14 protein-coding genes and 1 pseudogene are annotated in these 13,680 nt (G+C 62.0%); 7 read left to right on the forward strand and 8 right to left on the reverse strand.

What is annotated here, in order from left to right:
• Window positions 1–281 precede the first annotated feature (281 nt).
• Entirely contained in the window at window positions 282–1,547 is a 1,266-nt protein-coding gene (locus QMO82_RS15345; RefSeq protein WP_183606741.1) for an NAD(P)/FAD-dependent oxidoreductase, read from the reverse strand.
• Window positions 1,548–1,835: 288 nt separating this feature from the next.
• Complete coding sequence (locus QMO82_RS15350; protein WP_183606740.1) at window positions 1,836–2,381, reverse strand: BA14K family protein; 546 nt, start codon at window positions 2,379–2,381, stop codon at window positions 1,836–1,838.
• A 172-nt stretch (window positions 2,382–2,553) separates the two neighbouring features.
• On the opposite strand from QMO82_RS15350, the gene QMO82_RS15355 reads away from it, so the two are divergent.
• Window positions 2,554–2,859 (forward strand): hypothetical protein, encoded by a 306-nt coding sequence (locus QMO82_RS15355; RefSeq protein ID WP_183606739.1) that lies wholly within the window; start codon window positions 2,554–2,556, stop codon window positions 2,857–2,859.
• A gap of 216 nt (window positions 2,860–3,075) precedes the next feature.
• Here QMO82_RS15355 and QMO82_RS15360 read toward each other — a convergent pair whose 3' ends face one another.
• Together QMO82_RS15360 and QMO82_RS33825 are read right to left on the reverse strand one after the other, a co-directional pair.
• Window positions 3,076–3,540, reverse strand: coding sequence for an Lrp/AsnC family transcriptional regulator (locus QMO82_RS15360; protein WP_183606738.1), 465 nt, complete (start codon window positions 3,538–3,540; stop codon window positions 3,076–3,078).
• 37 nt (window positions 3,541–3,577) lie between these two features.
• Window positions 3,578–3,679: pseudogene (locus tag QMO82_RS33825) on the reverse strand (hypothetical protein); the annotation flags it as partial.
• A 17-nt stretch (window positions 3,680–3,696) separates the two neighbouring features.
• Here QMO82_RS33825 and QMO82_RS15365 point away from each other — a divergent pair.
• The 4 genes from QMO82_RS15365 to QMO82_RS15380 all read left to right on the forward strand — a co-directional run bounded on the left by QMO82_RS15365 (window position 3,697) and on the right by QMO82_RS15380 (window position 7,583).
• Entirely contained in the window at window positions 3,697–4,416 is a 720-nt protein-coding gene (locus tag QMO82_RS15365; protein WP_183606737.1) for an aspartate/glutamate racemase family protein, read from the forward strand.
• A 231-nt stretch (window positions 4,417–4,647) separates the two neighbouring features.
• Window positions 4,648–5,565, forward strand: coding sequence for a MarR family winged helix-turn-helix transcriptional regulator (locus QMO82_RS15370; RefSeq protein ID WP_183606736.1), 918 nt, complete (start codon window positions 4,648–4,650; stop codon window positions 5,563–5,565).
• Between the two features lie 72 nt (window positions 5,566–5,637).
• The gene (locus QMO82_RS15375) at window positions 5,638–6,261 is read left to right on the forward strand and encodes a TetR/AcrR family transcriptional regulator (RefSeq protein ID WP_183606735.1); all 624 of its coding nucleotides are present in this window, start codon (window positions 5,638–5,640) and stop codon (window positions 6,259–6,261) included.
• Between the two features lie 98 nt (window positions 6,262–6,359).
• Complete coding sequence (locus QMO82_RS15380) at window positions 6,360–7,583, forward strand: MFS transporter (RefSeq protein ID WP_183606734.1); 1,224 nt, start codon at window positions 6,360–6,362, stop codon at window positions 7,581–7,583.
• A 153-nt stretch (window positions 7,584–7,736) separates the two neighbouring features.
• Here QMO82_RS15380 and QMO82_RS15385 read toward each other — a convergent pair whose 3' ends face one another.
• Window positions 7,737–8,153, reverse strand: a complete 417-nt coding sequence (locus QMO82_RS15385; RefSeq protein WP_183606733.1) for a helix-turn-helix domain-containing protein — start codon at window positions 8,151–8,153, stop codon at window positions 7,737–7,739.
• Between the two features lie 123 nt (window positions 8,154–8,276).
• On the opposite strand from QMO82_RS15385, the gene QMO82_RS15390 reads away from it, so the two are divergent.
• Window positions 8,277–9,185 (forward strand): SDR family oxidoreductase, encoded by a 909-nt coding sequence (locus tag QMO82_RS15390; protein ID WP_183606732.1) that lies wholly within the window; start codon window positions 8,277–8,279, stop codon window positions 9,183–9,185.
• 341 nt (window positions 9,186–9,526) lie between these two features.
• Here QMO82_RS15390 and QMO82_RS15395 read toward each other — a convergent pair whose 3' ends face one another.
• The gene (locus tag QMO82_RS15395; protein ID WP_183606731.1) at window positions 9,527–10,279 is read right to left on the reverse strand and encodes a pyridoxine 5'-phosphate synthase; all 753 of its coding nucleotides are present in this window, start codon (window positions 10,277–10,279) and stop codon (window positions 9,527–9,529) included.
• 440 nt (window positions 10,280–10,719) lie between these two features.
• Between QMO82_RS15395 and QMO82_RS15400 the strand changes: the two genes are divergently transcribed.
• The gene (locus QMO82_RS15400) at window positions 10,720–11,412 is read left to right on the forward strand and encodes a MerR family transcriptional regulator (RefSeq protein WP_183606730.1); all 693 of its coding nucleotides are present in this window, start codon (window positions 10,720–10,722) and stop codon (window positions 11,410–11,412) included.
• A gap of 42 nt (window positions 11,413–11,454) precedes the next feature.
• Here the strand turns inward: QMO82_RS15400 and QMO82_RS15405 are convergent, their stop codons facing one another.
• Complete coding sequence (locus QMO82_RS15405) at window positions 11,455–12,582, reverse strand: ATP-dependent RecD-like DNA helicase (protein ID WP_183606729.1); 1,128 nt, start codon at window positions 12,580–12,582, stop codon at window positions 11,455–11,457.
• Window positions 12,583–12,686: 104 nt separating this feature from the next.
• The gene (locus QMO82_RS15410) at window positions 12,687–13,613 is read right to left on the reverse strand and encodes a LysR family transcriptional regulator (RefSeq protein WP_183606728.1); all 927 of its coding nucleotides are present in this window, start codon (window positions 13,611–13,613) and stop codon (window positions 12,687–12,689) included.
• Window positions 13,614–13,680: the final 67 nt, after the last annotated feature.

The raw sequence follows: 13,680 nt of genomic DNA on the forward strand, positions 1-13,680 counted from the left end.
CTGGATGCGTAACCCGCGGTGGTGGTTGGGAGACGCGGGCGGGATGCTAAGGCGATGTGGGAAGAGGTGTCAAGCGTAGGCGTCCCTACTCCGAGCTCCGGTCGTCAGCGTGTGCGCCCCAGGGCACAACGATCAGCCCTCATGGTGAGGAGGCCCGCAGGGCCGCCTCGAACCACGAGGGCGGGTGGTTGCGTGCGTGCTGCATACCGGAGCCCCGGAGAGACATCGCATTCCCGGCACGCGCTTACAAGGCGGCAGGATCGCCGTGCGCACCGTAGCATCTACCCCTCGTCCCGCATCGTCTCCCGCTGGGTGATCAGCCGGGCGCTATGCTGGCCGCTCAGATAGATCCACAGCCAGCTCCAGGCGACGGAGAAACGGGAGCGAGTGCCGATGAGGAAGTAAATATGGGCAAGGCCCCAGATCCACCAGGCGATCCACCCCTTCAGCTTGATCCGGCCGAAATCGATGATCGCGGCACTCTGGCCGATCGTCGCGAGGCTCCCTTGGTGCCGGTAGCGGAAGGGTGCGGGCGCTGGCTTGCCGGACAGGCGGGCGTGGATGACCTTGGCGACGTAGCCGCCCTGTTGCTTGGCTGCCGGTGCGATGCCCGGCACCGGCTTGCCGTCCTCGCGCATGACCGATGCGGTGTCGCCGATGACGAAGACATCGGGCAGGCCGGGCGCGCTCAAATCCTTTTCGACGACGACGCGCCCTGCGCGGTCGGCCGGCACGCCAAGCCAGCGCGCCGCGTGCGAGGCAGTGACGCCGGCGGCCCAGACGATCGTCCGGCTGGCAACGAAGGTTTCGCCGATCTTCACGCCGTCCGCATTGCAGTCCGTCACCGGTTTGCCGAGATGGATTTCGACCCCGAGTTTCTCCAGCGCCTTCTGCGCATAAGCCGAAAGTTCCTCGGCGAAGGTCGGCAGCACGCGCGGGCCGGCCTCGGCCAGTACGACGCGGGTCTTGCGCGTGTCGATGTTGCGGAATTCCTTGGGCAGCGTGAAATGCGCAAGCTCGGCGATGATGCCGGCAAGCTCAACGCCGGTCGGCCCGGCGCCGACGATGGTGAAGGTCAGGAGCGCATCGCGAACGGCGGGATCGCTCTCCATCTCCGCCCTTTCGAAGGCGAGCAGCACGCGCCGGCGGATCGTCGTCGCGTCCTCCAGCGTCTTCAGGCCCGGCGCCACCGGCTCCCATTCGTCATGTCCGAAATAGGCGTGCGTCGCCCCGGTCGCTAGCACCAGCGTATCGTAACCAAGAGTCATGCCGTTGCGTAAGGAAACCGTCTTCGCGCCGCTGTCGACGCCCGTGACCTCGCCGAGCAGCACCGTCACATCAGGCCGATCGGCATAGAGGCGGCGGATCGGCCAGGCGATCTCCGAGGTGGAAAGAATGGTCGTCGCCACCTGATAGAGCAGCGGCTGGAAGAGATGATGATTGCGCCGGTCGACGAGCGTGATCTTCGCGCCTGCGCCCTTCAACCCGTTCACGAGCTGCAGCCCGCCGAAACCGCCGCCGACAACGACGACATGATGGTCGGTCATGACATACCCCTTTGCGCCATTTTGCTCAAAGCCAATGTGGCCTTCGGCGCAATGGTTGCAACCGCCGTTTCGGCATGTCTCCCCTGCGCCGATCGCAGTCGAGGGCGCCGAGATCATCAGCTATTGCTGCAATCCAGCGCAGCGAAGGGTGGGGAGCGGAAGTCAGGCAGAGTTATACCTGTCCCGACCGAGCCTCGGTCGGGATGTGACAGGCATGCCATTCGAAGGGTCGCACGACGGTCGCCGGCCGGCGATCAGTTCACAGCGACATATGCGTAACGTGCCAAATCAATAGGGACCGACGCACTGGCGACGGGGTCCGTAATAGGGCTGGAACGTATTGTCGAACGCCCTGTACGACCGATAACGCGCATAGCACCACCTCTCGTGGCTGCTCCCCCCTCCATAATAGGCAGACGACGCATAGGCGCGATAGGGCCGGCCATAATAGCGGTAGGGCGAGCCATAATAGCGATACGGCGAACCATAATAGCCGTAGGGCGAGCCGTAGCCGTAGGGTGAACCGTAATACGAGCCGTAATAGGGTTGTGCCAATGCGCCGCCAATGATGGTGCCGACGGCCAGACCGCCCAAGGCCCAGCCCCAACCAGATCCTCCGTGATGATGGCCGTAATGCCCGCCTCGGTAATGGCCGCCACCCCAGTGGCCGCCATGGCCGCCACCCCAGTGGCCGCCATGGCCACGCCATTGCACTTGCTCTATTGGCTGCGGTGCTTCGATCCTGGGTGGGTTGATGGCCGGAAACGCTTGAGCCGGCGTGATGCCGGGGGCACCTATGATCAAGCACAACGCGGCGACGGTTAGCTTTCTCATGACTGTTCTCCTCCTCCAAGTGGGGGAAATATCTTACCCCCTCCTGAACCAAAGGTGAACGTAATATGTCGAAAAACGTTCCGTATAGAGACAAATTAATCCCTATCAATGGCGCTGAAAATTATCGGCTCCTAGTGCAATCCGACCGTGCTGTTTCCAGGAGGCCGTAAACGTGTCGCGCATCCTCGATCCCCAGAAGCTGAGGTTCGTTGGCCAGACTTGGCGTCCAGCCGCTCATCCTCCTATTGGGCGGCTCGCCGAACTTGATCGTACCCCTGCCGCGGCTGCCTTCTTCAAGACTGATCGACGGCAGGAGTTCGAGCTGGTTGGTGGACAAATGTCGAAAGAGTCCGCTTCTGCGAATGATCACGCGTCTGTTGGTCAGCACATATTCCGTCCGCGCCCGCGCAGCGGCATCGACGAAAAAACGTCCGGCCATTATGTAAAGGCCTATGAGCACGAATGGAATACCCCATAATTTTTGTGAAAACCGGCGTTTCCGTGCTGATGGCGGTAATTTCCCAGAAGATCGCAAAGCCGCCCCAGAGAAGCGAGAACGGAACGAGGAGGAAATCCCGCGATGTCAAAAGAAATCCTTGTCCGGGACGCCCTGACCAAAGAAGCTTTTCCCCCGGCATGAAAAAGCTACGAATATCGCTATCGCTCATACTATCATGCCCCTTCAAATGACATTTTACCGGGCGTAACCCACGGGTATCGCCATTCCATGTTTCAATTCTTCCATCGAGATCGACGCCGAGACGTCGAAGAGCTCGAGCTTGCGCACGATCCCTTTATAGATCACGTCGTAATGCTCGACGCGCGGCAGCACGATCTTCAGGATGTAATCGTGGTTGCCAGTCAACCGGTGCGCCTCGACGATCTCGGGAATATCGCTGATGATCCTGCGGAAGCTTTCCGTCCATTCGTCGGAATGGTGCGCGGTCTTGACGAGAGCGAAGACCGTCGTCGGCACGCCCATTTTCTCCCGGTCGAGCACGAAGATGCGCCGGGCGATATGGCCGCTTTCTTCGAGCCGCTGAATGCGCCGTGAGCAGGCCGACACCGAAAGCGCCACGCGTTCCGCAAGGTCGGTCACGGATATGCCTGCATCCTTCTGCAGCATGTCGAGAATGCGTCTGTCGCGATCATCAAGCATGTGTGAGAAATGAACCTTCCGCCCCTGATTTGCGCGATTACTCCAAATCGCGCAAAATAATAGCACACGTTCGACGAACAGGACAAACAATGCAAACACGCCGCGCCGCCCTTGCGGCATGATTTTCGAAACTCGAAGCATGAGGAGCATGAAGAGATGGAAACGATCGGTCTGATCGGCGGCATGAGTTTCGAAAGTTCGGCGGTCTATTACCGCCTCGTCAACGAGATGGTGCGCGTCCGCAAGGGCGGCCTCGCCTCGGCGGAGCTCATTCTGCATTCGGTCAATTTCGAGGAGATCGTCGCTCTTCAGAGGGCGGGTGATTGGGATGGGGCCGGGCGCCGCCTCCGCGACGTGGCCAAGCGCCTCGAGGCTGGCGGCGCCAGCTGCGTCCTGATCTGCACCAACACCATGCACCTGATCGCCGATGAGGTCGCAGCTGGGATTTCCGTGCCGCTGATCCATATCATCGACGAGACGGCGAAATCGCTGCATGCCGCCGGCAGCAAGCGCCCGCTGCTGCTTGCCACCCGCTACACCATGGAGCACGGCTTCTACGCCGAACGCATGAAGAGCCTCGGTCTCGACATCATGGTGCCTGATGCAGCCGACCGCACCACCGTGCACGACATCATCTTCAACGAGCTCTGCGCCGGCAGAGTGCACAACAGCTCGCGCGAAAAGCTGATCGATATCATCGACCGCGCAGTGGATCGCGGCGCCGACAGCATCATCCTCGGCTGCACCGAGATCTGCATGATCCTCGATCCCGACCGCCTGCCGCTGCCGGGCTTCGATACGACTGCGATCCATGCGCGCGCGGCGGTCGATTTCGCGCTCGGCGCCGAAGAAGTGGCGAAAGAGGAAGCGGCCTGATACGCACCGACAATTTATTTGACTCAGTCCACTAAATACACGACATAGTCTCTATCTGAAGATCCTTGTCGGCCTACTGACAAAGCGGCCAACTTCTCTTTCGTCATGCTCGGGCTTGTTCCGAGCATCTGCATCAGGCGCAGCAGATCCTCGGCACAAGGCCGAGGATGACGCGGAGCAAAGGGCGGGGTTTGTCAACAAACCGACAGGGATCTCCCCTTGGAGATCATCATGTCCGACATCGCCCTCATCGAAACCGCCCGCGATTTCAACCGCTTCTATACGAACTTCCTCGGCCTTCTGAACAAGGCCTATCTCGACTCGCCCTTCACGCTGACCGATGCCCGCGTCCTCTTCGAGATCGGCTCGCATCATGGCATCAGCGCCGTGAGCCTTTTCCGCGACCTTCATCTCGACCCGGCCTATCTCAGTCGCATCCTCAAGCGCTTTCGCGCCGAGGGACTGATCGAGACCAGTCCCGATCCGGCCGATCTGCGCAGCAAGGTCATCATTGTCACCGACCAGGGACGAGAGAAATTCGAGGAACTCGGCCGGCGCGCCAACGCGCAGATCGCCGCCCGTTTCGATGATCTGGCGGCCGGCGAGCCGGAGGCGGCGGTCCGCGCCATGGGCACGATCCGCGCCCTGCTCGACCCGGCGGCAAAGCCGGCGCCCGCCATCATCCGTGCCCACCGCGCCGGTGATATCGGCTGGATCGTTCAGAGCCAGGGCCGCTTCTATGCCGAGGAATATGGCTGGGATCTGCGCTTCGAGGCACTGGTCGCCGAGGTCGCCGGAAAATTCCTCGCCAACTTCGATCCTGCCCTGGAATATTGCTGGATCGCCGAACGCCGCGGGGTCAATATCGGCTCGGTCCTCATCACCAATGGCGGCGACGGCATCGCCAAGCTGCGGCTGCTTTATGTCGACAAATCAGCCCGCGGTCTCGGGCTCGGCAAGCTGCTGGTCGGCGAATGCATCCGCTTTTGCCGTCAGAAGGGCTATAGTGAGATCCAGCTCTGGACGAACGACATGCTGGAGACCGCCCGCGCCATCTACGTCAAAACAGGATTCCGCCTTGTCTCCGAGGGGAGACATCGAATGTTCGGTCCGGAGGCCAACGGTCAAAACTGGGCTCTTACCTTGTGAGCTCACTCTCTGGTTTGCTGCGTCGCAAAATTTCGCTTGATTTGGAAACGATCATTTCCTAATTAGGCGGACATGAATGCAACAACCCTCGACCGTCAAGAGAAGACCCGGGGCCGTGGCCGTCCGAGGGAATTCGATGCGGACGCCGCCCTCGACGCGGCCCTCCGCGTCTTTTCCGAGCGCGGCTACAACGCCGCCTCGATCAGCGAACTCACCGAAGCTATGGGGCTTGCTGCCGGCAGCGTCTACAAGGCCTTCGGTGACAAGCGCGGCATTTTTCTTGCCGTCTTCGATCGCTACCGCGCGGTACGCCGCGGCTTGCTCGACGCCAGGCTCGCCGGCGTCGAGACCGGCCGAGACAAGCTCAATGCGCTGATCACCTTCTTTGCCTCCTCCTCGCACGGGCAGATCGGCCGGCAGGGCTGCCTCGTTGTCGGCAGCGCCGGCGATCTCGCGCTCTTCGACGAAGAGGCGGCCGCGCGCGTCGCTGCCGCCTTCACGGCCGACGAGACGCTTCTCGCCGACCTCATCCGCCTCGGCCAGTCCGACGGCTCGATTTCGGCGGATCTCGATGTGTCGGCGGTAGCGCTTGCCCTTCTCTGCCTGACCAAGGGCATGCGCGTCATCGGCAAGACGGGACGCAGCGGCGAGCAGATGGCGACGGCTGCCGAAGCCGCGATGAAGCTGGTGACATGATATTCCCCCGGGGAAATGCCGTGCATTTCCCCGCGGGAAACGGGTGGTCGGCGGCAGAACGATTTGTGACTAATTTTTCAATCATACCGGAGTTTCTGATGAGCATTTCAGCCACCACGCCGGACAAGGCCATTCCACGGGCGCTATCTCCCTGGCTCACCTTCCTTTTCGCCGCCGCCTGCGGGCTGGTGGCCGCCAATCTCTATTACGGCCAGCCTCTCGCCGGCTTGATCAGCGCCGATCTCGGCTTCACGCCCGCCGCAACCGGCCTGGTCGTCACGCTGACGCAGATCGGCTACGGCCTCGGCCTGCTGCTGATCGTGCCGCTCGGCGACCTCACGGAGAGCCGCCGTCTGGTATTGCTGCTGATATCAGTCTCCGCCCTTGCCCTGATCGGCGCAGCGCTCTCTTCGACACCCACGGCCTTCCTCGTCGCCTCGCTCTGCATTGGCCTCTCCTCGGTCGCAGTTCAGGTATTGGTTCCCTTCGCCGCCAACATGGCGCCCGATGCAACACGCGGCCAAGTCGTCGGCAATGTCATGAGCGGCCTGCTCTGCGGCATCATGCTCGCCCGCCCCTTCGCAAGCTTCGTCGCCGAGGCGTCCTCCTGGCATACGGTCTATTACATCACCGCAGCGCTGATGATCGTGCTCGCCGTCGTCCTGCGCGCCAACCTGCCGGTCCGCCGGCCGAAGACAAAGCTGCGCTACGGCGAGCTGCTCGCTTCCATGGGCCACCTGGCGCTGACCTCACGCGTGCTGCAGCGCCGGGCACTTTATCAGGCCGGCATGTTCGGTGCCTTCAGCCTGTTTTGGACGACGACGCCGCTGCTGCTCGCAAGCCCGGCTTTCGGCCTGACGCAGAACGGCATCGCCCTCTTCGCGCTTGCCGGTGCCGCCGGCGCCGTCGCTTCGCCGATCGCCGGCCGGCTCGCCGACCGCGGCATGACGAAGATCGCCTCGACGATTGCCATGCTGCTCGGCATGGCCTCCTTCCTGATCGGCCATTTCGCCGGCGACGGCTCGCTCATCGCCCTGATCCTTCTGACGGTAGCGGCAATCATGCTCGATTTCGGGGTCACGACCAATCTCGTCTGCGGCCAGCGCGCCATCTATGGCCTGAACCCGGAACACCGCAGCCGGCTGAACGGCCTTTTCATGGCCACCTTCTTTGCCGGCGGCGCGCTCGGCTCGGCGCTCGGCGGCTGGGCCTATGCGACCGGCGGCTGGACGATGGCGGCCTGGATCGGCTTCTGCTTCCCCGCGCTGGCCTTCCTCTTATTCCTGACGGAAGGACGCGGCAGACAGGAAGGTAAAATCTGAGACCCGATACAAAAACCCCAATGCCGGTTTACAAATTCGCACATACGGTGAGCACGCGCGCACCCGCTCACCGCCGTCGTCCTCAGCGACAAAGGTTTACGGCGATCGGAAGAATTGTTCCGCGCGCTGTTTACGCGACCGACGGAATGACGGCTAGCTGTCGGCGGAATCGAAACGCGAACGGGCGGCGCGAACCGCCTCATGGTTCGCTTCCGCCCAGTTCAGAAGCTGCGACAGCGGCTGGTAGAGCGAGCGGCCGAGATCGGTCATCGAATATTCGACGCTCGGCGGCTTGGTCGGGAAGACTTCGCGATTGACATAACCGTCCCTCTGGAGGTCGCGCAGCGTCTGCGTCAGCATGCGCTGCGAAATATCGGGAAGCATGCGCCGCAGCTCGCCAAAGCGGCGGGGCTCGGCCGCCAGCACTTCGAGCAGCAGTGTCGACCATTTGCCGCCGATCTGCTGCATCATGTCCCGGACTGGGCAATTGGAAAAATCGAGATCGGCGAGATCGATCTCACGCCGCATCCCCGGCGTCCTGTTCTTCAGACTGACGACTGCGCCGCTCATCTGCTGGTTCCCTTTTGGTAACGTACAGCCAAAAAACTGCCTCCTTTACACCGTGAAGTCAATTCCTATTCTAGTGTTACTCTCTTTTTGAGACCACCATCAGAACGCAGAAGGAAACGACGTATGAGCGAAACCATCCTGGTGACCGGCGCGGCCGGACAGCTCGGCCAGCGTGTCATCCATCACCTGATCGAGACCTATAATGTTGCCCCCGGCAACATCGTCGCGGCAACGCGCAGCCCGGAAAAGCTCGCCGAGCTCGCGAATAAGGGTGTCGTCACCCGCAAGGCCGATTTCGATGACGCGGCCGGGCTGGAGAAGGCTTTCGCCGGCGTCGACCGGTTGCTGATCATCAGCACCGATGCGCTCGATACTCCCGGCAAACGCCTCACCCAGCACAAGGCCGCCGTCGCTGCCGCCGCCAAGGCGGGCGTCAAGCACATCGCCTATACCTCGATGCCGGCGCCCGACGATTCGCTCGTCACCTTCGCACCCGACCATCTCGGCAGCGAAGACGCCATCAAGGCGAGCGGCATCGCCTATACGATCATCCGTGACGCCTGGTACCACGACAATTACCTGCACGGCATGCCGCACAATCTCCAGGGCGGCAAATGGTACAGCGCCACGGGCGACGGCAAGATCTCGACCATTTCGCGCGACGACTGCGCGCTGGCGATCGCAGCCGCCCTTGCCTCCGGCATCTCCGACAGCGCCACCTATACGCTGACCGGCGCCGAGCTGCTGACCAACCGGCAGATCGCCGCCATCGTCTCGGATGTCGCCGGCAGGCCGCTCGACGTGGTCGACGTCAATGACGAGCAGCTCGGCCAGGGCATCCGCGGCGCCGGCCTCCCCGGCTTCGTCGCCGACATGCTGGTTTCGGCCGACGCCAACACCCGCGCCGGCAAATTCGACATCGTCACCGAAGACTTCACCAAGCTGACCGGCAAACAGCCGCAGCCGCTGAAGGATTTCTTCGTGCAGCACAAGGCTGCTTTGACGGCTTCAGGCAATGCCGGAGGCCATTGAGCCTTTATGCCGCATCCCTGCGTTTGCCGCGGGGATGCAGCAAACTCCGATTCTGGATCCCTCATCACGTCAGATGAGTCACTCACGGCGCCGACGCGCCGTGGCTGGATTCCTGTGACAGGCACAGGAATGAGGGAGGGTGAATTAAGCGCCTTCGCCAAGATTTCCCGTCTACATTGAGACAACGGTTGATGGGATGCGCTACCTCTCCCACCCCCATTCTGTGCTCGTCCCAGGAATCCAGCGCGCCCAAGTCCTTTGGCGCGGGAGACTCTTCCTTCCAGCCGCGCTCTGTGACGTAATAACCCGCTTCCGGTCAAAGCCTTGAAGGCAACGCCCCCTCAAACCGCCTGCCCACACGCCCGGCGGAACCGCCGCACCGTTTCCGCCATGCCGTATTCCAGCGCATCGGCAGTCAGTCCGTGGCCGATCGAAACCTCGGCCAGTTCAGGAATGCGCTTCACCAATGCCGGCAGATTTTCGACCGTCAGATCATGACCGGCATTGACGGCGAGGCCGATCGCAAGGGCCGCATCTGCCGTCCGTCCGAGCGCTTCAAGGATCGGGGCAGCCCGCTCCGGCGCGTCGTAACAGCCGCCATAGGGGCCGGTGTAGAGTTCGATCCGGTCGGCACCGACCGCCTTGGCGATCTCGACGGCTTCGGCGTTGCCATCGCCATCGGCAAACAGTGAGACCCGGCATCCCATCCTCTTCAGCCGCGCGACGGCATCGGTCAGGAACGCGCGGTGCGTGCGAAAATCCCAGCCGTGATCGGAGGTCGCCTGCGCGGGATCGTCAGGCACCAGCGTCACCTGCTCGGGCGCCGCCCCGGCGCAGAGTTCGAAGAATTCCTCTGTGGGATAGCCCTCGATATTGAACTCGGCCTTGGGGAATTCATCGTCGATCAGATTGCGGATCACAGGCAGGTCGGAAAATCTTACGTGCCGCTGGTCGGGGCGTGGATGCACCGTCAATCCGCTTGCGCCGGAAGCAAGGGCCACTCGTCCGAGCGCTTCGACGCTCGGCCAAGGCAGATCGCGCCGGTTTCGTAGCATGGCGATGGCGTTGAGGTTCACGGAGAGCTTGGCGGGCATGGCTGATATCCATCGGTCACGGAAATAAGAGGCCCTGCTTTTAAGCCAAGTGCCGTGCGATGGCCAACGAGATTCGCAGATGGATGCGATGCAGATCGCTGATGGGCCAGGGCATTCACCCCGTGCGTACCGCAAATAGTAATTCCCGTCGCCTTTGAAGACGACCGGCAGATACCGCAGCGCAGCAGATGTTTTGCTGCAACACACCCGATAACCGGCGTAAAATATGCCGTCACGTTGCTATCCCATTTAAAAGAGATTATTTTTAGCACTTATAAAAAAGATCGTTCACGCATAACGTGGACATTGTATCGCTTAAACGTAGGCCGCGTACTGCTTCTTCCCATGATAAGAATGCCTAGAGGAAAACCCCACTCGCCGCGCCCGGGAAGCAACTGGCAAATCCGCATGAGGTGCAACACGATGCCCTAGGAGGGTTCATGCCAGACGGTTCCAAACGCCTGTTTGCTACCGCCGGTATTGCGTCGGAGGCCCGGTCCAAATACCGGTTTCTGCCTTCGGCCGCGCTGCCGCCGGATCTACCAGACGGTCCCGTGCCCATTGCCGATATGGCAAACGCATTCGGCGTTACGCACAGGACACTGCATTTCTACGAAGAAAAACAGTTGATTTCGGCCAATCGGATCGGCCTGATGCGGGTCTACGGACAAGACGATGTGATGCGCATGGCGGTCATCACCGTCTGCCGCGAGACGGGCATGCCGATTGCCGTCATCCAGGAACTGATGGACGAGCTTCGCAAGGCCGATTCGCAGGAAAGAGCCGAGGGGATGTTCCGCGAGGCCCTGCAGGTGCGCAAACGCGAGCTGACGGCCGAGATGTCGACGCTGCACCGCCAGCTCCAGCAGGTCGGCGACCTCCTGGATTTCGACGGCAGCATCGAAGAGCCGCCGTTGAACGACAATCAGGACAGCGCCAGCCTGACCCCGCAGGAACGGCGTTGCCTGGAACTGATGGCGGAAGGCTATTCCACCCAGCGCATCGCCCGGGCCCTCGACCTGAAGCATGACGAGACTAGGGATCTCGAAGCCGGAATCATCTTGAAATTCCGCGCCAACAACCGCTTCCAGGCCATCGCCAAGGCGGTTCTGCTCGGCATCGTGCAGGCCTGAACAGACCTCCGACGGCCGCCACCGTCGCCTCCGCGCCAATCGTCAACGGACGATCGTCAGCGTCTCCGCCGCGCGTGTGATCGCGGTATAGAGCCAGCGCTCCCGCGTGTCGCGAAACGCCCAGCTCTCGTCAAACAGCACGACGTCGTTCCATTGCGAGCCCTGCGCCTTGTGAACGGTGAGCGCATAGCCGTAGTCGAATTCGTCGTAGCGTTTGCGGGTGTTCCAGGGGATCTCGCCTTCGACATCCTCGAAGGCCTGTTTCAGGAGCTTGATCTTGGCCGCGCCGCGGTCCATGTCGTCGTCCTCGGGACGGACCAGCAGATTGATGCCGGGCTTCGTCGTTTCCTTCGACGAGGTCATCACCTGCCAGAGCGAGCCGTTGAGCAGGCCCTTGGCCGGGTCGTTACGCAGGCAGACGAGCTTGTCGCCGGTCTGCGGATAATCGGCATTGAAGCCTTTCAGCTCGCGCAGACGCTGATTGTAGCGGCGGCGCGTCCGGTTGGTGCCGACGAGCACTTGGTCGGCCTTCATCACCAGATCTTGCGTCACCTCGTTCTTCGAGATCACCTTGGCCGTGCCGTAATCGCCATACATCACCTCATTGCCTTCGCGCACCTGCATGGCAAGCTTGATGATCGGATTGTCGCGCGCCTGGCGGTGAATGTCGGTGAGCAGGTAATCCGGATCCTGATTGGTGAAGTAACCGCCGCCGCTGACAGGGGGCAGCTGGCCGGGATCGCCGAGCACCAGGATCGGCGTGCCGAAGCTCATCAGATCCTTGCCGAGCGCCTCGTCGACCATCGAGCATTCGTCGACGATGATCAGCGCCGCCTTTGCGACTGGGCTCTGCCGGTTGATCGAAAACATCGGCGCGATCGACGTCTTGCCGGTTTCCTCGTCCTCCACCGCCTCCTCGCCGCGCGGCCGGTAGATCAGCGAGTGGATCGTCTTGGCATTGGAGGCGCCGCGTGAGCGCAGCACCTGCGCGGCCTTCCCGGTGAAGGCGGCAAACAGCACGTCGCCGTCGACATTCTCGGCAAAATGCTTGGCAAGCGTCGTCTTTCCCGTTCCGGCATAGCCGAACAGGCGAAAGAGCGGCGAGCGCCCTTCATTCAGCCATTTCGAAACAGCCTTGAGGGCTTCGTCTTGTTGCGGCGCAAATTGCATGATTGCACGACTTGGCAGGATTCGCGGGCGTTAGGCAAGGCGGAAACTGATGCGGCATCGCCGACGACGGCAAGATCCCGGGTGCGAACCGCTCGGCGGGGCAATCATAGCTCCCACCGCCGGTCCATGCCGCTTGTGCCCATCGATGGGTCTTGTCCGATGGCATCGCTCAAGAAGTCCAGGACCGTTTTGACGCGCAACGGCATGTTGCGCCTCGAGGGATAGACGACGGTGATCGGCAGGCGGCTCGGCTGGAAATCCTCCATCACAGGGATCAGCCGGCCGGCGACGATATCAGGCACGGCAATGATGTGGGAGAGCACCGCCAGACCCGCACCGGCAAGCGCTGCCCTGTGAATGGCGACGGCGTTGCAGGCGGTCAGCCGCGGCGAGATCCTGACGGATATATCCTCCGAGCCGTTCGAGAAAGACCATGCATTGGCCTCGCCCGCCCTGTTGTAACAGAGGCATTCATGGTCCCTGATGTCCTTCGGCGTCCGCGGCGGTGCCTTGCGCGCGAGGTAGGCGGGCGATGCGACGAGGAAGGCGGTCGTCCAGCCGATCCGCCGGCAGACAAGGCTGCTGTCGGCGACCGGGCCGAGGCGCACTTCGAGGTCCAGGCGCTCCTCGATCATATCCGAGCTCTGCTCCCTGAACAGCAGTTCCACCGAGAGTTTCGGATGCAAGGCGAGAAGATCACCGAGCCTTTCGCTGAGATAGAGGCCGAGCGGCGCCGGAACGCTGAGCCTGACTTTTCCGGAAGCCGTGGCTCCGTTCGATCCGGCGGCATCGCCGAGTTCCTCCACCGCTTCGAGTATCCGGAGCGCCATCGGCAGCATCCGTTCCCCCTCCGCCGTCAGCGACAGGCCGCTCGTGGTGCGATGCAGGAGGCGCGTGTTGAAATGGCCTTCGAGGGCGGCGACCTGCCGCGAGACCGCCGGCTGCGTCACCTCGAGATCGTGCGCCGCTGCCGAAAACGAACCCGTCTCCACGACGCGCAGGAAAGTCCGCAATGCCGAAACGATATCCATCCCCACCCCTCATACTTTTGCGCATAGGCTTTATGCAGCCAGACTAAGCTGGAAGGGCTTTACAGTC

Source organism: Rhizobium sp. BT04, from assembly GCF_030053135.1.
In the GTDB taxonomy this organism is placed as follows: Bacteria; Pseudomonadota; Alphaproteobacteria; order Rhizobiales; family Rhizobiaceae; genus Rhizobium; species Rhizobium binxianense.